Origin of the sequence: Nostoc linckia z4 (assembly GCF_002608075.1) — a bacterium.
GTDB lineage: Bacteria > Cyanobacteriota > Cyanobacteriia > Cyanobacteriales > Nostocaceae > Nostoc > Nostoc linckia.
In genome coordinates, this window is the sequence record NZ_LAHA01000072.1 from 1 (window position 1) to 22,833 (window position 22,833).

19 protein-coding genes are annotated in these 22,833 nt (G+C 40.1%); 16 read left to right on the forward strand and 3 right to left on the reverse strand.

All coding sequences use genetic code 11. The features are described from left to right. Window positions 1-339: 339 nt before the first annotated feature. Entirely contained in the window at window positions 340-1,830 is a 1,491-nt protein-coding gene (gene crtH / locus VF06_RS33705) for a carotenoid isomerase (RefSeq protein WP_099071479.1), read from the forward strand. Between the two features lie 35 nt (window positions 1,831-1,865). Then, window positions 1,866-2,024, forward strand: coding sequence for a hypothetical protein (locus tag VF06_RS41640; RefSeq protein WP_180267566.1), 159 nt, complete (start codon window positions 1,866-1,868; stop codon window positions 2,022-2,024). Here VF06_RS41640 and xth read toward each other — a convergent pair. Continuing rightward, the gene (xth, locus tag VF06_RS33710) at window positions 1,957-2,739 is read right to left on the reverse strand and encodes an exodeoxyribonuclease III (RefSeq protein ID WP_099071478.1); all 783 of its coding nucleotides are present in this window, start codon (window positions 2,737-2,739) and stop codon (window positions 1,957-1,959) included. The two genes, VF06_RS41640 and xth, sit on opposite strands and share 68 nt — an antisense overlap. A 459-nt stretch (window positions 2,740-3,198) precedes the next feature. Between xth and VF06_RS33715 the strand changes: the two genes are divergently transcribed. The 4 genes from VF06_RS33715 (at window position 3,199) to VF06_RS33730 (ending at window position 7,178) form a co-directional block, all read left to right on the forward strand. Further along, window positions 3,199-4,269: a glycosyltransferase family 4 protein gene (locus VF06_RS33715; protein ID WP_099071482.1), complete on the forward strand. Its 1,071-nt coding sequence runs from the start codon at window positions 3,199-3,201 to the stop codon at window positions 4,267-4,269. 59 nt (window positions 4,270-4,328) lie between these two features. Further along, on the forward strand, window positions 4,329-4,514 hold the full coding sequence (locus VF06_RS33720) for a hypothetical protein (RefSeq protein WP_099071477.1): 186 nt from the start codon (window positions 4,329-4,331) through the stop codon (window positions 4,512-4,514). A gap of 477 nt (window positions 4,515-4,991) precedes the next feature. After that, a complete protein-coding gene (locus VF06_RS33725; RefSeq protein ID WP_099071481.1) occupies window positions 4,992-6,014 on the forward strand; it encodes a zinc-dependent alcohol dehydrogenase in 1,023 nt (340 codons plus the stop codon). A gap of 552 nt (window positions 6,015-6,566) precedes the next feature. Further along, window positions 6,567-7,178, forward strand: a complete 612-nt coding sequence (locus tag VF06_RS33730) for a hypothetical protein (RefSeq protein ID WP_099071476.1) — start codon at window positions 6,567-6,569, stop codon at window positions 7,176-7,178. A gap of 108 nt (window positions 7,179-7,286) precedes the next feature. Here VF06_RS33730 and VF06_RS33735 read toward each other — a convergent pair whose 3' ends face one another. Continuing rightward, window positions 7,287-7,655 (reverse strand): Dethiobiotin synthetase, encoded by a 369-nt coding sequence (locus VF06_RS33735; protein ID WP_099071475.1) that lies wholly within the window; start codon window positions 7,653-7,655, stop codon window positions 7,287-7,289. Between the two features lie 211 nt (window positions 7,656-7,866). Here VF06_RS33735 and VF06_RS33740 point away from each other — a divergent pair, with 211 nt between their 5' ends. The 3 genes from VF06_RS33740 (at window position 7,867) to glmS (ending at window position 11,431) form a co-directional block, all read left to right on the forward strand. After that, window positions 7,867-8,103 (forward strand): hypothetical protein, encoded by a 237-nt coding sequence (locus tag VF06_RS33740; protein WP_099071474.1) that lies wholly within the window; start codon window positions 7,867-7,869, stop codon window positions 8,101-8,103. A 663-nt stretch (window positions 8,104-8,766) separates the two neighbouring features. After that, a complete protein-coding gene (psaC, locus tag VF06_RS33750) occupies window positions 8,767-9,012 on the forward strand; it encodes a photosystem I iron-sulfur center protein PsaC (protein WP_012411495.1) in 246 nt (81 codons plus the stop codon). A 535-nt stretch (window positions 9,013-9,547) separates the two neighbouring features. Continuing rightward, complete coding sequence (gene glmS / locus VF06_RS33755; protein WP_099071473.1) at window positions 9,548-11,431, forward strand: glutamine--fructose-6-phosphate transaminase (isomerizing); 1,884 nt, start codon at window positions 9,548-9,550, stop codon at window positions 11,429-11,431. Between the two features lie 558 nt (window positions 11,432-11,989). On the opposite strand, the gene VF06_RS33765 is transcribed toward glmS, so the two are convergent. Then, complete coding sequence (locus tag VF06_RS33765) at window positions 11,990-12,415, reverse strand: hypothetical protein (RefSeq protein ID WP_099071471.1); 426 nt, start codon at window positions 12,413-12,415, stop codon at window positions 11,990-11,992. Window positions 12,416-12,766: 351 nt separating this feature from the next. Here VF06_RS33765 and VF06_RS33770 point away from each other — a divergent pair, with 351 nt between their 5' ends. The 7 genes from VF06_RS33770 to VF06_RS33800 all read left to right on the forward strand — a co-directional run bounded on the left by VF06_RS33770 (window position 12,767) and on the right by VF06_RS33800 (window position 22,757). Then, window positions 12,767-16,015 (forward strand): PAS domain-containing hybrid sensor histidine kinase/response regulator, encoded by a 3,249-nt coding sequence (locus VF06_RS33770; protein WP_099071470.1) that lies wholly within the window; start codon window positions 12,767-12,769, stop codon window positions 16,013-16,015. A gap of 47 nt (window positions 16,016-16,062) precedes the next feature. Next, complete coding sequence (gene gloA2, locus VF06_RS33775; protein ID WP_099071469.1) at window positions 16,063-16,449, forward strand: SMU1112c/YaeR family gloxylase I-like metalloprotein; 387 nt, start codon at window positions 16,063-16,065, stop codon at window positions 16,447-16,449. Then, complete coding sequence (locus VF06_RS33780; protein ID WP_199341774.1) at window positions 16,439-16,915, forward strand: GNAT family N-acetyltransferase; 477 nt, start codon at window positions 16,439-16,441, stop codon at window positions 16,913-16,915. Before gloA2 ends, VF06_RS33780 begins: the two co-directional genes overlap by 11 nt. A gap of 474 nt (window positions 16,916-17,389) precedes the next feature. Then, entirely contained in the window at window positions 17,390-17,770 is a 381-nt protein-coding gene (locus tag VF06_RS33785) for a hypothetical protein (RefSeq protein WP_099071468.1), read from the forward strand. A 233-nt stretch (window positions 17,771-18,003) separates the two neighbouring features. After that, window positions 18,004-20,190, forward strand: a complete 2,187-nt coding sequence (locus VF06_RS33790) for a hypothetical protein (protein ID WP_099071467.1) — start codon at window positions 18,004-18,006, stop codon at window positions 20,188-20,190. 575 nt (window positions 20,191-20,765) lie between these two features. Next, window positions 20,766-22,403: an FAD-dependent oxidoreductase gene (locus VF06_RS33795; protein WP_244918206.1), complete on the forward strand. Its 1,638-nt coding sequence runs from the start codon at window positions 20,766-20,768 to the stop codon at window positions 22,401-22,403. Window positions 22,404-22,415: 12 nt separating this feature from the next. Continuing rightward, window positions 22,416-22,757 carry a 4Fe-4S dicluster domain-containing protein gene (locus VF06_RS33800; protein ID WP_099071465.1) on the forward strand — a complete coding sequence of 114 codons (342 nt, stop codon included), beginning with the start codon at window positions 22,416-22,418 and terminating at the stop codon, window positions 22,755-22,757. The last annotated feature ends 76 nt before the right edge of the window (window positions 22,758-22,833 follow it).

Genomic DNA, 22,833 nt, shown 5'->3' on the forward strand with positions numbered 1-22,833 from the left:
AGGGGGCAGGGGGCAGGGGAAAAGGGAAAAGGGAAAAGGGAAAAGGGAAAAGGGAAAAGGAATAAATCTAATCTTTCCTCATGCCTCATACCCTCATCTCCTTGTACTCTTCGATGACGGCTAAAATTTTCTCGTTAATTTTATTGATAAAGATTTTCATTAGCCATTGACATCAATTCTCAAACAAGGCTATATTGTTATACAGTGTTCTCCTCTCTTTAAGGATCGGCAGACGGGATTAGCCAGCGGCAGCAGGCTTGTCCCTCTTTTTTGTGATTGGGTATGGGTCATGGGATATTGAGCATTGGGCATTTGCTAATGACTAAGGACTAATGACAAATGACAATTGATGCGATCGTTATTGGGTCTGGGATTGGTGGTTTAGTAACAGCAACTCAGCTAGCTGCAAAGAAAGCAAAAGTGCTGGTACTGGAACGTTATTTAATCCCTGGTGGTAGCGCTGGTTATTTTGAACGGCAGGGTTATCGATTTGATGTTGGGGCATCAATGATTTTTGGGCTGGGGCAAAGGGGTACTACCAATTTATTGACCCGCGCACTGTCGGCTGTCAATGTTAGTCAAGAAGCGATCGCAGATCCAGTACAAATTCACTATCATCTACCCCAAGGTTTAGACCTGAAGGTAGATCGAGTTTATGAAAAATTTTTGCAAAATCTTACTGCTCATTTTCGCCATGAAGAACGAGGGATTCGTCGCTTTTATGACGAATGCCAAAAAGTATTTAACTGTCTCAATAACATTGATTTGTTGTCGCTGGAGGAACCTCGGTATCTGTTGCGGGTATTTTTCCAGCATCCTTTGGCGTGTCTTGGTTTAGTTAAGTATCTGCCCCAAAATGCTGGGGACATCGCACGACGCTACATTAAAGATCCTCAATTATTGAAATTTATCGATATGGAGTGTTATTGCTGGTCGGTGGTTCCAGCAGATATGACACCAATGATTAATGCTGGGATGGTATTTTCAGATCGGCATTATGGCGGAGTCAACTATCCCAAAGGGGGAGTCGGACAAATTGCCCAAAAACTGGTGGAAGGTCTAGAAAAAGCTGGAGGTGAAATTCACTACCAAGCCAGAGTCACAAAAATTCTCATAGAACAGGGACGAGCAGTGGGCGTGCAGCTGGCTAATGGTAAAGTATATCGGGGTAAACGCATAGTCTCTAATGCTACACGCTGGGATACATTTCAACAATTATTACCAGTAGAGGGAATACCTCATAATGAGAAAAAATGGCAACAAAATTATCAAAAATCACCCAGCTTTTTGAGTTTACATATGGGTGTAAAACAATCAGTTTTACCTGAAGGAACCGAGTGTCACCATATTTTGCTGGAAGACTGGGAAAAGATGATGGCGGAGGAAGGCACAATTTTTGTTTCCATTCCCACACTGCTTGACCCAGATTTAGCACCGAGTGGATATCATATCATTCATGCGTTTACGCCTCACTGGATTAATGATTGGCAAGGACTTTCTCAGGATGAATACGAAGCAAAAAAAGAAAAGGCGGCTTGGGCAATTATTGACCGCCTAGAGAAGATTTTTCCCGGCTTAGATGCTGGATTAGATTATTTGGAGGTAGGGACACCCCGCACCCATCGCCGCTTTTTGGGTCGTGAGGATGGCACTTATGGGCCAATTCCCCGACACAAGTTGCGCGGGTTGTTGAAAATGCCCTTTAATCGCACCGCTATTCCCGGACTTTATTGTGTTGGCGATAGCACCTTTCCCGGTCAAGGATTAAACGCAGTGGCTTTTTCTGGGTTTGCCTGCGCTCACCGCATTGCCGTAGATTTAGGATTGTGAATTAGAAAGCGATCGGTTGATGGGGAGATGGGGAGATGGGGAGATGGGGAGATGGGAGAGATGAGTTTTTCCCCTCTGCCCCTCTGCCTCTTCCCCATGCCCCATGCCCCATGCCCCATGCCCTATTTAAAATTCAACAATCACCGGCACGTGGTCGCTGGGTTGGGTCAATTTTCTTGGTGCTGCATCAATGATGCAACTTTTAGCCCGTTCATAGAGTATGGGGGTAAGATAATGATGGTCAATGCGCCAACCTAAGTTGCGACGGAAGGCCGCAGCGCGATAATCCCACCAAGTATAATTTCCGCCTTCGCTAGTAAATTTGCGAAAAGCGTCAGCAAATCCCAGTGTCAAAATATCCTGTAAGGCTTGGCGCTCTGTTTCTGTGGCCATAATATGATTTTCTGTACTCACTTGTTCGTGAATATCCTTTGCTTCTGGTGCAATGTTGAAGTCACCGCACACACAAATATCAGATTGTGACAATAGCAGCAATCGCAAGTATTCACGTAGCACTGTCAGCCAACGCAGTTTATATTCGTATTTTTCGGTTCCTACCGCCGCGCCGTTGGGAACGTATAAGTTCACAATCCGAACACCGTCAATTACACCTGTAATGACTCGCTTTTGTTCCTCCCATTCCAAGGGTAAATCTTTCAAAATTGTCCTAAAGCCGCTGCTTACGTCTATGAGTGGTTGGCGGCTGATTATCGCTACGCCGTTATAGGATTTTTGTCCTGATAGATAAAGGTGATAGCCCATTTCCTCAAAAGGCGATCGCGGAAATTCGGCATCTATAACTTTGGTTTCTTGCAAGCACAGAACATCAACGGGATTATGAGTTAACCAATCAGTAACCTGTTCGAGACGAATGCGAATTGAGTTGACGTTCCAAGTAGCGATTTTCATGAGTTGGCTATCAAAACTTTTGTAAATTACTAATTACAAATTATGTAATTTTTCTTAAATTATTTAATATTTATAATTTACATGCTATCTGTTCATTGCTTTTAAATTCAGTTGTAATAATTTGATCCCGTTTAATAATTTAGTATTTTGAGCTACAAAATATTCACTTTTGTAAGTTCTGCTACAAAATATTCTACTAGATTATGATCCCGAAGACAGATGCAACCAGTAATTGATTAGTTATAGGTTATAAATGTGGCTCAAAGCCGAGTTTTGCCGACATTCTAGAGATTTGCTTGGTGAAAAATTTACGTTAGGGTTAACCGAATATTGTGTTTTTGGTAGCCTGTTAGGTTAATTTAAATTTCAAAAAAGTAAGTACAAATGCTTTGTTCTCATAAAATAATGAGGTAGCTCATTATGGTGGGGACAAATTTATGGACTGAACCAAAACAACTTATGAAAATCGCTCAAGTTGCGCCCTTATGGGAAAGGGTTCCACCTCCTAGTTATGGAGGAATAGAACTGGTAGTGAGTCGCTTGACTGATGAACTTGTTCGTCGCGGTCATCAGGTAACTTTATTTGCCTCCGGCGATTCTGAAACGATGGCTCAATTAGAAGCAGTTTATCCTCGTGCATTACGCTTAGACCCAAATGTCAAAGAGTATATAGTGTATGAAATGCTGGAAGTGAGTCAAGTTTATCAACGTGCTGCCGAGTTCGATATTATCCATTCTCATGTAGGGATTTCAGCATTACCTTTGGCGAGTTTGATAACAACAACTTCTACAGTGCATACTCTACACAATAATTTTACAAAGGATAACCGTAAAGCATTTAGCTACCACCAAAAGCAACCATACGTCAGCATTAGTAACTCCCAGCGTCAAATCGACCTTAATTATATTGCCACGGTTTATAACGGAATTGAACTAACAGATTATCCATTTGTAGCCCAACCGTCAGAGCCTCAATATTTGGCATTTTTAGGTCGTTTTTCGCCAGATAAAGGGCCACAACATGCCATCGCCATTGCTAAACAAACTGGTTGGCGTTTAAAGATGGCTGGAAAAGTTGACTTAGGAGATACTAAGTTTTTTGAACAAGAAATTGCCCCCTATATTGATGGTCAGCAAATTGAATATCTAGGTGAAATCAACCACACGGAAAAAACTGAACTTCTGGGTAATGCTGCCATTACTCTTTTCCCCATCGCTTGGCAAGAACCTTTTGGCTTAGTAATGATCGAATCAATGGCAACTGGTACGCCAGTAATTGCCATGAATTTAGGCTCCGTATCTGAAGTGATTGCTCACGGGAAAACAGGTTTTATCTGCCAAAACTATACCCAAATGGCGGCAATGATTCCATTAGCTTTGAAACTCAATCGTCAAACTTGTCGAAAATATGTAGAAGACAATTTTAGTGTTAGCCAAATGGTTAACGGATATGAAGCTGTTTACGGACAAATTATTAAAGACCGCATAGAATCGAATGGCCGCATTCACGCCGCGAACATCCGCTTTTAATCAATTGCTTTTTTTTGCTTAGCTTAAACAACAACTTTTATTTTAAGGAGGACATTGGTATGAGTACGAGAGCCAACACTTGCCCATGCTGCGGCGGTTCCCTCCTGCGTCATATCCGTCATGGCGAATTATATTGGTTTTGCCTGTCGTGCCGACAAGAAGTACCGCTGTTAACTGTTGCTCGTTTGTCGAATGTGGAAAGCCGAAATACCGGAGTCCTTCCTCAAACAACTGCGAATTCCTAATTTTGTAGCCTTTTAGTTTGATAAAAACTTACTAAAAAATCAAAATCAAATTTTAGTTTAGACCTAAGAATTCAGAATTCAGAATACAGAATTCAGAATACAGAATTGAGAACACTTTGAGACCCAAGCTTAATAATTTCAAGAAAATTAACAAGCTATGAAAACCTTGTTTTTACAATCATTGTTAATTTTGAGTCCTGACTGCTGAGTTTTGATAAGTAGCTCAACCTAACAAAACGTCATACGTAGTAGCGTGGCAAGGCTAAAATAGTCCATTAGAAAACTCTTGTGGGGCGGGCATCCTGCCCGCCCAGACGGGTGAGGACACCCATCCCACAATAAAATCTATTGCAACATTTAAGGCTTGCCACGCCACTAGCATTGTTTTATGTTTAATTAAGTTGACCTACTTATTTAGACCTATCAAATAGGTTCAACTGGTAAAATCAGTTGGAGTTAATTGATAGGTTGAAAATTTTGTTAGCAGCTTTACTTTATGGGCAAGAAAATTTACGCCTAGAGGAAGTTGCTGACCCCACTCCTGGGGTTGGCGAAGTCGTCATCCAAGTGGGAACCGCCACAACTTGCGGTACTGATTTGAAAGTTTGGCGGCGTGGCGGTCATGCCAAAATGTTGACACCGCCGACGCTGTTTGGGCATGAAGCGGCTGGGGAAATTGTAGCCTTGGGAGCAGATGTTACGGGTTGGCAAATAGGCGATCGCGTTGTCGCTAATAATTCCGCCCCATGCATGGATTGTTTTTTTTGTCAACGACAAGAATATTCATTGTGTCCAAATTTAACCTGGAATAACGGCACTTTTGCCCAATATCTGAAAATTCCCGCACCCATAGTGCAGCATAATTTATTGCAGATTCCCGATGATTTGCCTTGGGAATTAGCAGCCATGACGGAACCCCTAGCTTGCGTGTTGCACGGTGTAGCGCGTTCTCATATCCAACCCCAAGATAAAGTAGTTGTTTTGGGAGATGGGGCCATCGGGTTGATGTTTGTAGCGGCTTTAGCGGATACTGCGGAAGTCTTGCTGTGGGGGGGTAATGACCACAGGTTAGAAATTGGTAAAAAATTGGGTGCAGTCCAGACCTTTAATTATCATCAAATTTTGGATATTCCTGGTGTAGTGAAAGAACTTACCCAAGGATGGGGTGCAGATGTAGTGATTGAAGCTACTGGAGTACCTAGTGTTTGGGAAACTGCGATCGCTTGCGCCCGTCCTGGTGCAACCGTGAACTTATTCGGCGGTTGTCCACGCGATACCAGCATTAGTGTAAATACAGAACAGCTACACTACAGCGAACTAACCCTCAAAGGCGTGTTTCATAATACACCAAAGTATGTGCGATCGGCTTTATCACTAATAGCCAGTCGAAAAATTACCTTTGAATTACTTATTAGCGAACAGCGACCATTAAAGGATTTAGAACAAGTGTTTTATGACATGAAAGCGCGTCGAGTAATTAAAGTAGCAATGATTCCTTAGTTTTTTGCAGGGTATAGCAAATGGTCGGGGTCTACAGCGTGTCGTCAAACAAGCGATACTTAGTCAGTCGGGGGAGTGTCAATGTACTACTTTAAACTTTTACTTGGTGAATCGTAAAACGCTCAATAACTTTTGCAAGTACCCCAGAGAGTTTAAGCATTCTGCTGCAACAGTATTGTCATACCCTAAATAACCTGAATACTCATTATTTTAATCAAAAAAAATTCTAACAATCATAGGTATTATATCCTCAAATTTTGTGTTTGTTAGAGAGCCTAGATACGCTTCTATATTGACATTTGAATTACTTCATCAACACTATTAAATTTATCTGTTGCTAGCAAAACTTGAATTATTTGTTCTTGCTCTGGGCTAAATCAATGTAATGCTCATAATAATTCGATTTTTTAGCTTTTTCTATGATAGAGCGTTGATAAGTAAAATCTCTGATATTTTAAGTTGGGTTGACGCTTGAAATAATCTTGCCCAAAAACGGGAAAACTATGGTTAATCCCTAACAGGGAAATTTTCATATAAATCCTGAATAGAAAAATGCTCAACAAATCTCTGCTTAAGTTTTTAATTTTGCCTTTTTCCCTAGTGCCCTGGCTATGTACAGGAACGCTTTTTGATGCCAAAGTAAATGCTTTACCAGGACAAAGTACAGAAGAAGTAGGCACTTGGATTAAAGCACATCCCACACTCCGCCCCAGAAGTGGAGAGCAATTGTTTGTGCAAAAGACTGATACAGCTGCTCAAAGATTCACTTTTCAAGCGTCGGTATTGCCTCCCGGTAGGGTGGAGTTTTCCAAAGACCGTGGCACAATTCGCACTGAGCGGATTGCTATGTATGATGCTATTAACGGTATGACATTCGATCGCCTGCGAGAATCCCTGCGGGTGATTTATGGCTTGGAAATTTATCAAGACTACGATCGCGCCGAAGTTGTGTATCAATATCCCAACCAAAAGGCAGTTAACTCCGCGCGTCTCGCTAAAACTCCCATTCGAGAAGCTTTAAAAGGAGAATTACGAGTAGGTTCCCGCTATGTGTATTGGGTAGAAATAGCCCAACCTAAAACAGGCAAAGCTTTTACCGGTCAAATGACGATTTTGCTCAAAACAGATTTAGATAAATTAGAAAAGGAATTGCAAATTCGGTGATGGGCATTGGGCATTGGGCATTGGGCATTGATTATTCTCCGCGTCAGAGCGTCTCCCCATCTCCCCATCTCCCCATCTCCCCATTCCCCCACCCCCCCATTCCCTCCTTCACAGTTTCTCCAAACTTACAGAACCTAAAGTTTGCCATGTGCCTGAAAAGATACTCTCAGCTGCTAAGGAAATTCGTAACAAATCTTCCTTGAGTAGGGGCGGCCAATCAATACCAACTTTACGTCCTGCGGCATATAGTTGCTGTGTCTTGATGCTTAACTGATAAAGCGCCAAGGCCAGTTCTCGGTCTAGGGCGGAGGCATCTTTGAGGGCTTCAAACACTACTTTCAATGCCAACAAAATTGAGGTGATTTGACCAGGTACTGGCGGTTTCCCATGTTTCATACGCTCTAACAGCGCATCTGGGTAATCCTGGGTTGGGATTGTCTGATCTATCAGGAGTTTTCGAGCTGTTTCATAATTCATGTAACAAGCTTACCCTACATTTTGATTGGGCAGTAATACTTAATTAAAATGTCATCAAATTGGCTAATGGTTGTTTATAGCAATGTCACTTTGGTTGATGAAAAGATAGATCTGGGAAAAATGATGGCGAATTTGCTCCCGCTCTGGATTAACCAGATAGACTGAGTATAATAGCTTTGAAAAATACACCTTTTTGGAAATCACCAGCAAAATGATATCACCGAATTTACTCGAAATTGAGCGCTCCATCCGTGCTTTGTCTGTGGAAGAACAACTTTGGCTTTTGGAAAGTATTGCTCGCGAAATTAGAGAAAGAGAGTATAAAAAAGATAATTTCACTGATGTCAATCCTCACCAAAAAGAATCCATCGAAATAGCTAATGAGCAAGTTATTTTGCCAAAATTTTCTCTAATTAATGATGAATTTGCCAGTTCAGAAATACTCTAAAATATCTGGGAGTAAAAATTATAAATTTGCCAGGATGAAAAATTTAAATATAAAAATTCTTGGTGAACGATCGCTCATAAATACTCAGGGCGATCGCTTTATTTTTTATGAGTTATACCAATTCACCAAAATATTGATACAGATGCAAGAACTGGTAGGTAAAAAATGTTCGTAGTCAGGAGTTTAGTACTTGATTTTTAAGCACTAAAGTGCTTACTACAAACCTTTCATAACTAATGCGATGAACCACTAGTCTGAAGCGATAAGCAATAATCAAGCCACATCGTCTTTACACTTAATTGGTAAATTTGGTTAAATATTTAATATTTTGTTATACATTTCCTGGATTTGGGATTGCTATAGTGTCTAACTAATAAGTACCATAGATAACTTGCCGTTCTCATCTTTTAAATTGATTTTTTTGTAGATGACTTTACTAGCAAGCCATATTATGGTACTTGAGTGGTAAAAATACGTTGCAATGGTGTTTTTAATTTAAAGGTCAATAGGGACGATCTCGCAAAAACAAATTTTCTAACGTGCTTATTAAATTGTTTAAAGTTATGTAGCCTTTTGATTACGGCCTATCAAGCACTGCGGTAAACTATGCGTTGATTATGATTCTTTCGCAGAGAAGAACACTCGAAAGGAGCCGTTTTTTCAATGTCTCATACCGTAAAAATCTACGATACCTGCATTGGCTGCACCCAATGCGTCCGCGCTTGCCCCACTGACGTACTGGAGATGGTTCCTTGGGATGGCTGCAAGGCTGCTCAAATTGCCTCTTCACCCCGTACAGAAGACTGTGTAGGCTGTAAGCGTTGCGAAACTGCTTGCCCCACAGACTTTTTGAGCATTCGGGTTTACCTGGGTGCTGAAACAACTCGCAGTATGGGTCTGGCTTACTAAAAACCTCGTGCAGAGTGCTGAGTACCTGGTGCTGAGATACAAACTAGGAAATTACAAAAATAATTTCTTGATTCCTCACTCAGTATTCGGAACTCAGCACTCAAGACTCCTGTAGTGTTCAATAGCAACTACTTTTACCATTGTCAGGAAGCCAGTGCAGTCCTTTGTTCTGCAAAAGTGCAACTGGTGTTGGGTACTGCCCGCCTTACAAAATCGTAATTTTAGAATGGGGATAAAATCTCTGGGTATTTAAATCCTATAAGCCACTTTTGTACCGTCCAATCCAAAGCCCAGAATCTATAACAATACCTAGTGGCATAGAGGGAGCAAATAGCCCCCTTTTTTTTTGGTAATTTTTAATTAGTTGTTGAGTGTTAACCGTCAACAGTTAACACTCAACAGTCAACGAAACTAAAACTTTTGACTTGTTTCACCTTCTTAGCCGTTTTTGTATCAGCCCTATCTTTGCAAAACACCCAGTTTGTGGTAACAACTATACTGGATGTAATCATCCTGAAAAAAAATGGTGTGAGCAATGTGCGGAATTGTTGGATATATAGGCACTCAAGCTGCAACAGATATTTTACTGGCTGGGCTGGAAAAACTAGAGTACAGGGGCTATGATTCTGCTGGAATCGCGACTATTTGGGAAGGTGAAGTTCATTGCGTGCGGGCTAAGGGCAAGCTGCATAACCTACGTTCTAAACTAGAACAAATGGAAACCCCTGCCCAAATTGGTATTGGTCATACTCGCTGGGCGACTCATGGTAAACCAGAAGAATACAACGCCCATCCCCACATGGACACTGCTATGCGAGTGGCGGTGGTACAAAATGGGATTATCGAAAATTACCGCGAGTTGCGGGAAGAACTCAAAGCAAAAGGACACGTTTTTCGTTCGGAAACAGATACCGAAGTTATCCCCCACCTCATCGCCGAAATTTTAAAGAATTTTTCTGCTTCATCTTCCTCATCTGATTTTCTAGAAGCAGTTAGTCAAGCTGTTAACCGCTTAGAAGGAGCATTTGCACTAGCGGTGGTTTGTGCTGATTATCCTGATGAATTGATTGTTGTTCGCCAACAAGCGCCTTTAGTGATTGGTTTTGGTCAAGGGGAGTTCTTTTGTGCTTCCGACACGCCAGCCATCGTTGCCTACACTCGTGCGGTGTTACCTTTAGAAAATGGCGAAATTGCCCGCCTGACACCATTAGGCGTTGAAATTTATAATTTCGCTGGCCATAGACTCAAAAAGCAACCACGACTACTCAACTTGAATCCCACGATGGTGGAAAAACAGGGATTCAAACACTTCATGCTCAAGGAAATTCACGAGCAACCGGGGGTAGTAAGAGCTAGTTTAGAAGCTTATTTTAATAATGTAGAGGCAAATGGGCGATCGCCAATTAATCTGAGGTTACCTGAAAATTTATACACAGATTTAGAACAAATTCACATCGTTGCTTGTGGTACAAGTTGGCACGCGGCATTAATTGGTAAATATTTAATCGAACAACTTGCAGGAATTTCTACTCAAGTACATTACGCTTCTGAGTATCGCTATGCACCGTCACCACTGACATCCAATACTTTGATTATTGGCGTTACTCAATCAGGAGAAACGGCTGATACCTTAGCAGCTTTGGCCATGGAAAAAGAACGCCGCCAGGGTAAAGAAGCTAAATATGAAGCACGACTTTTAGGTATTACTAATCGTCCAGAAAGTAGCCTTGGTCATTTAGTACCAAATATCATCAGCACCTTAGCTGGAATTGAAATTGGCGTAGCGGCGACAAAAACTTTTACTGCCCAACTGATGGCGTTTTATGCATTGGCATTAGATTTAGCAGCTCATCGGCAGACAGCTTCTAAAGAAACTTTAGAGAAAATTATTAATGGTTTGCGAGAAATTCCTAAAGACATTGAATCAACATTAGAAAGTCAAGAACGTTTAACTGAACAGTTAGCCCATGAATTTGCTGAAACCCAAGATTTCATTTTTGTCGGCAGAGGAATTAACTTTCCCATTGCTTTAGAGGGAGCATTGAAATTAAAAGAAATTAGTTATATTCACGCCGAAGGATATCCAGCCGGCGAGATGAAACACGGCCCCATTGCATTATTAGATGCGAAAGTTCCAGTAGTGGCGATCGCAGTTCCTGGTAGTGTATATGAAAAGGTAATTTCCAATGCCCAAGAAGCCAAAGCCAGAGATTCTCGCTTAATTGGTGTCACTCCCGTAAAAGATGGCGAAGCAGGGGAAATCTTTAACGATTTACTTCCTGTTTCCCACGTAGAAGAATTACTTTCTCCCCTACTCACAGTTGTACCTTTGCAACTATTGGCTTATCACATCGCTGCCCGTCGCGGTTTAGACGTTGACCAGCCTCGTAACCTTGCTAAAAGTGTTACGGTTGAATAGTAGAAATATATAGCAATCCTATTTTGTGGAGGAATAATAAAGTCGTACAATCAATCAGAAAGTTATACAATCCTGTGGGTGCATAAGCAAGCATCTACAGGAATTTTTATGAAATTAACAGCAATATAATATAAATAATAAGCTAATGCGCGCTAAAAAAGCATAACTATACTAGCAGTTACCTTGACTTGGTGGGGGAAAGGGGAAAGGGAAAAGGGGAAAGGGGAAAGGGGAAAGGGGAAAGGGGAAAGGGAAAAGGGGAAAAGGGGAAAGGGRAAAGGGAAAGAAAGGGAAAAGGGAAAAGGGAAAAGGGAAAAGGGAAAAGGGGAAAGGTTTTAAATACCTTTACCTTTCTCCAGCCTTCACCAAGCATTGTTGAGTTGTCAGACTACTAGCGTTGTTCTTGGCTGTTAACCGTTAACTGTCAACGGTCAACAGTCAACAATCTAATGTAGTCAATATGCAATTTATACTGCTACCGCGATCGCAATGAAAATATTTTGGTTTTCTCAATCCCTATTTTTAAAGCAGGTTTAATAAATCCAGTTCCCAGGAGAATTAAATTGATTGAAGTTCTCTTTGAGAATAAAGGCGATCGCAATATACTGCCCAGCTAGCGGCAAATAAACCAGTAATAGAAGTAGCGATCGCCGCAGCAACACCCCATCCCACAGGCCCAAGCCAATGTGCAATTTCACAGACGATGGCTGTAGTAGTTTTGCTAACAATATAAGCTGTACCTGTGGCAGCAAAGGTAACTAAACCCAACTCTGCCAGCATTTCCAAAATTCCTTTACTAGATAAATCCTCATGAAAATAGATTTTCCAGATAGTGGTATACATAGCAACATCAGACGCCGTTAAGACAATTTGTTTGGGAATTTCTACACCAGGAGTTGGAGCAGCAGAGGCAGTACCATTGCCAATAGAATAAGTAGCGATCGCTAAAACAACTTCTAATCTTTTTTTGCCCAGGTTACTCACAGTTTGACCTCCTGTAAGAGTTGCATTTACATCACGAACTTGGTAGAGTCAGCTTTTTAACTAGATTAACTGAATCTTGGGGAGTGGGGAGGGGGATGAGGGAGATGAGGAAGACAAGGAAGACAAGGGAGACAAGGAGAATAATTTATGACTAATGACTAATGACTAAGCGCAAAGTCTGAGCGGAGGTTTCCGACCATCAGAACTTTGTAAGAGATGACCAATGACTAATGACTAATAATTTCAGTCATATTCCGCCCTCAAGTAGAAGATTTTGCTCTAAAATTTATGTAATCGTTAAATACTGAATATTATATTTATTCACTATTCAATTTCTTTAACTCTAACAGAATGCCAGGCGCAGAAAAGTCTCAAAACCAGCTGGCTAGTGACAAGCTGCTGTATAGGCAAGTTAATAAAGAATCGAATTATTCGTTAGCAGTCAGTAAACAAGAGGGAACGATGCTTTTGTTACCTGACGGTACAATTCAGGCTTGCAATGCTGCGGTTGAAAGCATTCTGGAAGTGACAACCGAGCAGTTTGTAGGACAAAATTTCCTCGAATCTAAATGGCAATTTGTTGATGAAAATGGCTCGCCTTTGCTGCGTGATATTCACCCGGTGATGGTTGCTCTCAAGACAGGTAAACCTTGTTTGAATGTAATGTGTGGGTTCTATAAACCTCACGATCGGTTAGTCTGGCTGTTATTATCTTCACAACCGCTCTTTCAAGTTACAGGAACTACACCCTACGCCATTGTCGTAACTTTTTCAGATATTACTGAGTCTAAATACCTGGAAGCTGAGGATAAGTGTAATTGTGTTGAAGATACTAAAAAAATTTATGTAGAGGATTTTTCAGAGCGTTGGGATAGTCAACGTCTGTTTCAACAAATTGCTGGCACTCTTCCAGGCATACTGTATATTTATGACGTAATCGAGCAGCGAAATAGTTACGTTAATTACGAAATTACTGATTTTTGGGGCTACACACCAGAACAAATCCAAGCTATGGGAAGTGAGTTGTTTACTCAACTTATCCACCCTGACGATTTAGCACGACTGCCCAGTTATCTAGAAAGATTTAATTCCGTGGCTGCGGGGGAAGTTCTCAGTTTTGAATACCGAATTCGCCATGCTAATGGTGAGTGGCGCTGGTTTTGTAGCTATGACACTGTATACGGCAGAACTGCTGAGGGATTAACACATCATCTTTTGGGAATCGCTTTCGATATTACAAACCGACGAGCCACAGAAATTTCTCTACGCCAAAGTAACGAAAGGTTTGAGCTAGCAGCCGCAGCAGTTAACAGTATGATTTATGACTGGGAGGTTCATAAAAATACTGTGGAAAGAACTCAGGGTTTAACTGACGTTTTTGGCTACAGCCAACAAGAAGCTAAACCTAACCTTGAGTGGTGGCAAGAACACATTCACCCAGAGGATCTACCAATGGTGAATGATGAGTTTATTACTAGTATGGCCATTGGCAATCGTTATAGTATCAAGTACCGAGTACGTCATAAGGATGGCCGCTATTTGTGGGTGCAAGATAAGGGATTTGCAGTGCGGGATGCAAATGGTCAGGTAGTCAGGGTAGTTGGTGCAAATACTGATATTACTGAACAGCAAGCTGCACTACACGATCGCCAACAAGCCGAGACAAAGCTACGAGAAAGTGAAGAACGGATTCGATTGGCAACTACCGCCGCTGAAGTTGGTATGTGGTTTTGGAATATCACTAGCAATGAGTTAATTTGGACAGAAAAATGTAAGCAACTGTTTGGACTATCCCCAGAAGCCGAAATTAATTTTCAGATTTTCCTCAACTGCGTACATCCAGAAGACCATCCAATCATCGAAGAAGCCATCAGCAATTCTATCGAACAAAAACTTGATTCTGATATTGAATACCGCAGTGTTTGGCCTGATGGCAGCATTCATTGGATTGATGCTAGATGTCGTGTGTTTTGCGACGCCGACGGCAAACCAATAAAATTGATGGGTACTGCCCAAGATATTACCAAGCGCAAACAGGCAGAAAATAATTTACTTCAGCGGGAAACTCAATTAAGACGGTTAGTTGATTCCAACATTATTGGCATTTTATTCGCTACTCCTGAGTACATTACTGACGCCAACGAAGCGTTTCTCGAAATGGTGGGTTATACGCGGGAGGAATTATTGACTTTTAAGGTACGCAGACAAGACATCACTCCACCTGAATATCATGCCCTGGATGTCCAGAGTATGGAGCAACTGTTAGCGGTTGGGGTATTTAGTGCCTACGAAAAAGAATATATTCGCAAAGATGGTTCCCGCATTCCCATATTAATTGGTGGTGCAATGGTTACGCGATCGCCAATATCTTGGATTTGTTTTATTATTGACCTCACCCCCAGAAAACAATTAGAAAAAGCACTCAGGCAACAAGCAGAAGAACTCAAACAAGCAAACCGCAATAAAGATGAGTTTCTGGCGATTCTTTCCCACGAATTGCGATCGCCCCTCAACCCTATTCTGGGGTGGTCATCCCTACTTAGAAGTCGCAAATTTGATGAAAATACTACCAATCGTGCTTTAGAAACCATCGAAAGAAATACACAATTGCAAATTCAATTAATTGATGAATTGCTTGATGTCTCTCGAATTATTCGCGGTAAACTAAATTTGACTTTTGCCCCTGTCAACCCGCTAGCTGTCATTGAGGCTGCATTAGAAACAGTCCGCTTAATTGCAGAAACCAAATCTATTCAAATCAAAACTCACTTTGACACCAATGTCGGTAAAATCTCTGGTGATTTTTATCGCCTCCAGCAAGTTGTGGGAAATTTGCTCTCCAATGCCGTCAAATTTACTCCTACTCAAGGAACAGTGGAAGTTAGCCTTGCATTAACTCAAGATTTGACTTCCCAGTGGGCAGTAATTCAAGTTAAAGATACAGGTCAAGGTATTTCACCAGAATTTTTACCCCACGTATTTGAATATTTTCGTCAAGCCGATAGCAGCACAACCAGAAAATTTGGTGGGTTGGGACTGGGATTAGCAATAGTTCGCCATTTAGTGGAATTGCACGGTGGAACTGCCATCGCCGATAGCCCAGGAATTGGGCAGGGAGCCATTTTTACCGTCAAACTACCTTTAATGAAAGAAATGACACCAGCAAGGGAAACTGGGGGAGTAGGGGGAGCAACGGAAAATTTTAACTTTTCAATATTGAATGGACTACGGGTATTAATTGTAGATGATGATGCAGATACTAGGGAGTTTGTCTCCTTCTTGCTACAACAAAATGGTGCAGTCATCGCTGCGGTTGCATCCGCAACTCAAGCCCTGGTTACCATTGCTGAGAAAGTACCTGATTTATTAATCAGCGATTTAGCAATGCCAGAAATTGATGGCTATGGTTTGATGAAACAGATTAGAGCAATGCCAAAGCACCAGGGTGGGGAAATTTTGGCCATTGCTTTAACGGCTTATGTTGGAGAAAGCGATCGAGAGCGAGTTTTAAAAGTTGGTTTCGACAAACACGTCGCCAAACCAGTAAAACCACTTGAATTACTAACCTCAATTGCAGATTTGCTCAAGGAAAAATCGTAATATTTTAGTAACAGTAAAAAGTGAAGCGATCGCCAGGAGAAATACACATGAAAACCACTGGTATTCATCATGTAGCAATAATTTGCTCTGACTACCATCGCTCGAAAAAATTTTATGTCGAAACTTTAGGTTTTACGATTATTGCAGAGACTTTTCGTGCCGAAAGAAATTCTTATAAATTAGATTTACAAGTAGGAGAAAATGCTCAAATAGAGTTATTTTCCTTCCCCAGCCCGCCGCAACGATTTACTAGTCCAGAGGCATGTGGATTAAGGCACTTGGCTTTTAAAGTTGATGATATCAAACAAACTGTTGATTACTTAAATTCTCAAGGAATAGCAACAGAAAATATTAGAATCGATGAACTGACGGGTAAAAAATTTACCTTTTTTAAAGACCCAGATAATTTACCTTTAGAGATTTATGAAACTTGAGAATATCCTGATTAGGGAATATAGATTATCTGATACCAAAGCGATTATGCAATTGTTTTATGATACAGTTCATGAAATTAATATTGCCGACTACACTCAAGAACAAGTCGATGCTTGGGCACCGAAAAACATGGACTATGAAGTTTGGCATACAAGATTACAAGCCAAACTTCCCTACATTGCTGAAGATAATGGAGAGATAGTTGGGTTTGCAGAATTAGAAGCAGATGGTCACATTGATTGTTTTTATTGTCATCGCAAACACCAAAGAAAAGGTCTTGGTTCCAAACTTTTCAATTATCTAGAAAATACTGCCAAATCTCAAGGAATAAAAAGGCTGTATACAGAAGCGAGTATTACTGCAAAGCCATTTTTTCAAAATCAAGGATTTAGCGTAGCCAAAGAACAGCAAGTAGAACGGCGGGGAGTTTGGTTTAAAAACTATGTTATGGAAAAATATTTATGAAAAACTCCACACCACTTGCACGATGAAGTTTTTGGGGATGGGGCATCAGCAAAATGTTACCAATACCCAAGGACTCATATTTAATATCGTGTCCGCTTGATTACTTATTAAACCCGAAAAACCCCAAAGAACCAAAGCTCCACCCCGCAGGCAGGGTGGGTGCAATGGCTGTGGGAATCATAATTAATTATGCGGACATGATATAGTTTGGAGTTTTACTCCTTTTTACCTATTTCCTGTTAAGAGTCTCTACGAATAGTTTCGCTATACACCTGTACCTGTGTACTTCATTTACCTGAAATACGCTGTAAGTAATTATGTCTGAAACATTAATTAGTTGATGTTGTCATTTAGAAACTTATTCTTCATAATAAAAATTACTATTTATTCATCATGAAGTTCGTTGAGTGTAATTTATTTTGATGATTTTCAACTATAAATAAGCCTAAAATTTTAATGCTAGTCCCCAAATAAATGTTTTTAAAATGTCAATTAAATTTTACGCAGATATCTATTAATCTAGCTAGATTAACTATCATATTACTAATTAATACCCTTCATAGAGTAGAAGCAAAAAATAATTTAGATATAAATGTAAAAAAATATTTTAATTATTCAGTATTGACTACAAACATCAAGATTATCAATGATACCAAACATTCTGCTGAAAACAAATTGAGAAATACTATTTTTACACAAATTCCAGCCAACCTTTTACCTACTCCTAATCCCAGTTCACCAGAACTCATTCATCCGTTCCAAATACCAGCATCCATTCCTGAAGAGAATAGCACTGTAAACTCAATTACTCCCAATGAGCAAAACAACAATCCAGTTTTGAAAAAAAAACTCTAGAATTACTGATACTAAATTCCTTAACCAACAGTGCCAATAAATATCCTTGGATAATAAATCCTACCGATAATTTTACTTTTTCACCTGCAAAATTTCATCCTCTACAAGATGAAAATTATACTGATTTTATTGTCAACTCTGCTAGAGATGAACCAATAGTTAATCGTTTTACTTTCGCTCATTTTCCTAGCCAACATCAGTTTTATTGGTTACTATCTGGCAATCGTATTGTCTTGGAAACTCAAGGATTGCAAAGTGGAATTTTATACCAAGGACAATCAACGGAAATTGAAACCAGACAATCTCTTCTATTAACTCAAAAACTTTGGGGAATGCAAGCAATTTCATCTATTCCTCAATCATTTCAAGAACTAGCAGGAGAAACTAACAATAACCAATTTTCGATTCAATCCATTGGGGCTGAAGTTATTAATCCACCGGGTACTCCCACACCTCAAGTTATTATTAATAGTGACAATAACAATTTTTTAATTCCAAGTATTCCTCTAATGTTGAACCTTGGAACTGCTTCAACTTACAATTCTCAAGGTGGTGGCTCTTTATTTAAATTTTTAGATACAGACAATACTCCGTTAATTTTACAATCCTTTCCAACCAGTAATTTACAACCATTATTAGAAGCTGGAAATCTGACTACAGGTACAGTAATTCCGCAGGAAACGTTAGAAAAAATAGGATTTAATTGGGGTAATCCATTAACAGGCGAGAAAACTAAATTTCAACCTCAAATTACATCTCTACCAGGAATCAAAATTGCTCAAGTAAATAAATTTGACAATTATGAACTACTAAATTTAGCCATTAATCCTTTTCTGAGTGACAACCAACGAAATTTATATTATCTAAATTCTTTATATTGGGTTCCTTTAGGTGAGAGAATAACTAATCTTGGAGTCAGCAATAAACAAGACAACTATCACTGGCAGAGATTTTATTTTAGTCGTCCTCATAATCGAACCTTATTACAATACGATCCTATAAAAATTCAAGCAACATATACTAATGTTTTTAGTAACCCTGGATTTTCCCTATCTTTTTCAATCCAAAAATTAAAAATAGATGAATTACAAACTGCTAATACAACACTAGGCATGTTGATGGGAGGAATTTTTGAGTTAATTAAACCTCCACAGTTAGAACAAAGTTTGCAAGAAGCTAAAAATGAATTTTTGCAACAAGCTAATTTTGCCAATTTAAATACAAAAGCCACACCAGAGCAAATCAGAAACCTCAACCAATCACTCAACAAAATACTCTTATTAAGTAATCGCATTAGTGGCTTAGAACAAGTTTCTGGAACATTTACCTTTCCTAGTAAAATTAGACTTAATAATTCCAATATTTTCCAAATACGCACCGGAAATCATCAACGAGCAATTCAATTTATAAATGGAAATCGTACTTGGAGACAAAATAGTCAAACTTTTATTTCTCAGACAGACCTTTCTAACAATAGTTTTGGCCCTTTAACATTTATTGGCGTACCCGTTCCTTTAGAACAAACATCTATTCGTTCCCGGAATCGCTCATTAGCTGCACAAGTAACTTTAACTAATTCTAACGGCAAAAAATTTGTGCAAAACTGGAGTTCAGCCGATATGACACAGATACCAATAAATATTCGTTCCTTTGGTCTAGCTTTTGACAATATTGAATTAAGTCGCATTGGGCAAATCATTACTCAATTACAGGTTTTTAATGGATATCTATCTTTACCAACACTAGAATTTTTATGGACGGGTTCTTCAGGGAACTGGAATTACAGTATGAATTCAGGTGTCTGGTTTAACTTGGATGGAGACTCTGCATTTAATATTCAAAATAATAATTTAGGACTTTCGGAACCAACAGTGGGTATTTATGCTAACGGTGGATTAAGTTATATAAATAACCATACAAAGTTTGATGCTGATGGAAAAATTCAAGCAATTACTAGCCATATTCCGGCTTTACGCTTTTCTTTGAATAGTGCAGCAAATCTTCAAAATCCTGCTTATTTAAATCTGAGTTATTTTTTTTCTTATCAAAATCGTAATTTAAATTATTCTTTGGCTCCAGCGCTGATATTGATTGAGAATAAAGGCAATTTAATTCCAGTAGGATTTTTTCAAGGTAAGTTGTTACTATCTATAGGTTTAGAGTTCAATACTTTTCTCGAATTAAGTGATGATTTTTTTTACACATTAGAAGGAAATCAAAGGATAAATCAAAATTGGTCTTTGGGAGCTTATGTACAAAATTTTAGAGATGTTAATCGGGGTATAAAAAACCGCATTCATGATTTATCCTATGGATTATTAATCAAGCATAATTCTTCTAATGGTACTTTTTGGCAATCCCGCTTTGGTATTAGTGGAGATAATTTTGAAGTTCGTTTGGAAGGAGGTTGGCGATTTTAAAAATACCAAGATTTGTCCCATTAATTTTGTAGGGGAAAAATGTTCGTAGTAAAGACTTTTGTTCTTGATTTTTAAGCACTAAAGTGCCTATTACAATTTTTAAGTAAATACACTGAAAATAAAGCATACAATATCATAATTTTTTAAGAGTGACTTGCCTCCTTCCCTAATCTCCGTAAAAAAAAGCTCCATTTTTGTCGCAAGGGGTTGAAATTGCAGCACCAACGACTCACGGCAGTTTCAAGCAGATAGAAAATTAACTTGCACTTCTTATTGTTAGACAAGCTAATAATTAGGGTATCATGTGAATTGTAATTTGCTGTACACACTCTCTAGTATTATGCAAACTCCATCTACTGCATAATTAGCCGGATAAAGCAGCAAGTCTGCGGTATGGCTAACACAATTTATATACACAAAAAGCAGATAGGCAAAACACGCCAGTTTAGTAGCTCATTGTCGAAGATGACACTGATGACGAATTACTAACAGAAAATGCGGGTGAGTATGCTTGTGCCTGTATAAATTGTTGACATTAAGTACAAAGCTAAATGCCAAATAAGAGGAATAAAAAATTGCTAACAGAAAATGAACTGCAACTAAGTGCTGACGTGTTGGTAATTGGTGGTGGCCCTGCCGCTGCCTGGGCAGCGTGGGCAGCTGCATCTCAAGGTGTCAAAGTTATCATTGCTGATAAAGGTTTTCTGGGTACAAGCGGTGCAGCAGCAGCTAGTGGTAATGGAATTATGACTCCCTCTCCAGAGAATTGGCAAAAAGTTGCATCGGAGCGTTATCGCGTAGGGAAAGACCTCGCTAACTTACGTTGGATTGAGCGTGTTATCGAAAAAACTTGGCTGAGTTTGCCTTTAGTAGAAAAATGGGGGTATCGTTTCCCCAAAGAAAATGGGGAATCTGTGCGTCAGAGTTACTATGGCCCTGAATATATGCGAGTACTCCGCAAAAACCTCTTGCGTTCTGGCGTGCAAATCCTCGACCAAAGTCCGGCTTTAGAGCTTTTATTAGCCGAAGACGGCTCAGTAGCAGGAGCAAGAGGTGTACAGAGACAACATCATCGTTTTTATACCGTTCGTGCTGGTGCAGTAGTCTTGGCAAATGGCGGTTGTGCATTCTTAAGTAAAGCATTAGGTTGCAATACGAATACAGGTGATGGAATGCTGATGGCAGTAGAAGCTGGCGGCGAACTCTCCAGTATGGAAGCTTCTAATCACTATGCAATTTCAACCGCTTTTAATGCCACAGTAACGCGGGGTGTTCCCTTTGGCTGGGCTAGTTACACCGATGAAACAGGTAAAGATCTTGGTGGTTATATCGATGGTCGTCGCGATCCTGCCTTCCTCCCCAATGCCCTGATGAAAGGTTCCGTTTATGCTCGTTTGGATAAAGCTACAGATGAAGTCAAGGCAGTAATTGAAAAGTCTCATTTCATCGCTTTTCTACCATATAAAAAAGCTGGCATTGATCCCTACACAGAAAGAGTACCTGTAACACTGATTTTAGAAGGGACAGTCCGGGGTACAGGTGGAATTCGACTCGTGGATGATAATTGCGCTACAAAAGTGCCCGGACTTTACGCAGCTGGTGATGCTGCATCACGGGAGTTTTTAGCAGGTTTAGCTTCTGGTGGTGGCGGCCCTAATGCTGCTTGGGCAATCTCTACAGGACAATGGGCAGGAGTTGGAGCGGCTGTTTTTGCCAAGAGTCTGGGCGCACGTGCAAATGAACGGGTTGCACGTGCAGCAGGTCAAGTGGGATTGCGCTCAAACTCCTTTGCATCTGAAACATTTGATAGTGATGCAATTGTGCGCGGTGTTCAAGCACAGATGTTTCCGTTGGAGAAAAATTATTTACGTTCTGAGCAAAAACTTCTCGATTCTCTAGCCAAATTAGAAGCCCTATGGCAACAAGTACAAGGAAATCCCAAACAAGATACTGTACGTGACATAGAATTTTCTCGTCGCGCAGCTGCACTCACAGCTGTAGCACGATGGGCATATTTTAGTGCTTTACACCGTACAGAAACTCGTAGCGAACATATTCGAGTGGATTATCCACAAACCGATCGCAATCAGCGTTATTATCAAGCCACAGGCGGCTTAGATAAGCTTTGGGTAAGACGTGATTGGATTACGGATACTGTTACTACATCACCGGTAGAAACCACTCCAACCACACCCGTTGTATCGAAGTTATAGCAGGAGCAATATATGATTGAGCTTGTCAGCCAGAAACTGTGTATTAATTGCAATCTGTGTGTTGAAGTTTGTCCTACTAATGTTTTTGATGCAGTTCCTAACCAAGCGCCTGTAATTGCTCGTAAGGAAGACTGTCAAACTTGTTTCATGTGTGAGGCATATTGTCCTGCTGATGCACTTTATGTTGCTCCCCAATCTCATACTGATATTGCAGTTAATGAGGATGAGTTAATTGAAAGTGGCATCATGGGTGAATATCGCCGCATCTTAGGTTGGGGATATGGCAGAAAAAACAATAGTGAATTAGATACTGCTCATAAACTGCGCCAACTGCCGCGCCCTTATCAAAGTTAACTGTAGGAATCCGATTTCAGTTGTGAAAAATATCGTTCGCTGTTGACTGTTGACTGTTGACTGTGAACCGTCAACA

What these genes read in the sequence shown, in the direction of transcription:
- crtH (WP_099071479.1), top strand. Translation starts at nt 340, where the DNA reads ATGACAATTGATGCGATCGTTATTGGGTCTGGGATTGGTGGTTTAGTA.
- VF06_RS41640 (WP_180267566.1), top strand. Translation starts at nt 1,866, where the DNA reads ATGGGGAGATGGGGAGATGGGAGAGATGAGTTTTTCCCCTCTGCCCCT.
- xth (WP_099071478.1), bottom strand. Translation starts at nt 2,739, where the DNA reads ATGAAAATCGCTACTTGGAACGTCAACTCAATTCGCATTCGTCTCGAA.
- VF06_RS33715 (WP_099071482.1), top strand. Translation starts at nt 3,199, where the DNA reads ATGAAAATCGCTCAAGTTGCGCCCTTATGGGAAAGGGTTCCACCTCCT.
- VF06_RS33720 (WP_099071477.1), top strand. Translation starts at nt 4,329, where the DNA reads ATGAGTACGAGAGCCAACACTTGCCCATGCTGCGGCGGTTCCCTCCTG.
- VF06_RS33730 (WP_099071476.1), top strand. Translation starts at nt 6,567, where the DNA reads ATGCTCAACAAATCTCTGCTTAAGTTTTTAATTTTGCCTTTTTCCCTA.
- VF06_RS33735 (WP_099071475.1), bottom strand. Translation starts at nt 7,655, where the DNA reads ATGAATTATGAAACAGCTCGAAAACTCCTGATAGATCAGACAATCCCA.
- VF06_RS33740 (WP_099071474.1), top strand. Translation starts at nt 7,867, where the DNA reads ATGATATCACCGAATTTACTCGAAATTGAGCGCTCCATCCGTGCTTTG.
- psaC (WP_012411495.1), top strand. Translation starts at nt 8,767, where the DNA reads ATGTCTCATACCGTAAAAATCTACGATACCTGCATTGGCTGCACCCAA.
- glmS (WP_099071473.1), top strand. Translation starts at nt 9,548, where the DNA reads ATGTGCGGAATTGTTGGATATATAGGCACTCAAGCTGCAACAGATATT.
- VF06_RS33770 (WP_099071470.1), top strand. Translation starts at nt 12,767, where the DNA reads ATGCCAGGCGCAGAAAAGTCTCAAAACCAGCTGGCTAGTGACAAGCTG.
- gloA2 (WP_099071469.1), top strand. Translation starts at nt 16,063, where the DNA reads ATGAAAACCACTGGTATTCATCATGTAGCAATAATTTGCTCTGACTAC.
- VF06_RS33780 (WP_199341774.1), top strand. Translation starts at nt 16,439, where the DNA reads ATGAAACTTGAGAATATCCTGATTAGGGAATATAGATTATCTGATACC.
- VF06_RS33785 (WP_099071468.1), top strand. Translation starts at nt 17,390, where the DNA reads ATGTTTTTAAAATGTCAATTAAATTTTACGCAGATATCTATTAATCTA.
- VF06_RS33800 (WP_099071465.1), top strand. Translation starts at nt 22,416, where the DNA reads ATGATTGAGCTTGTCAGCCAGAAACTGTGTATTAATTGCAATCTGTGT.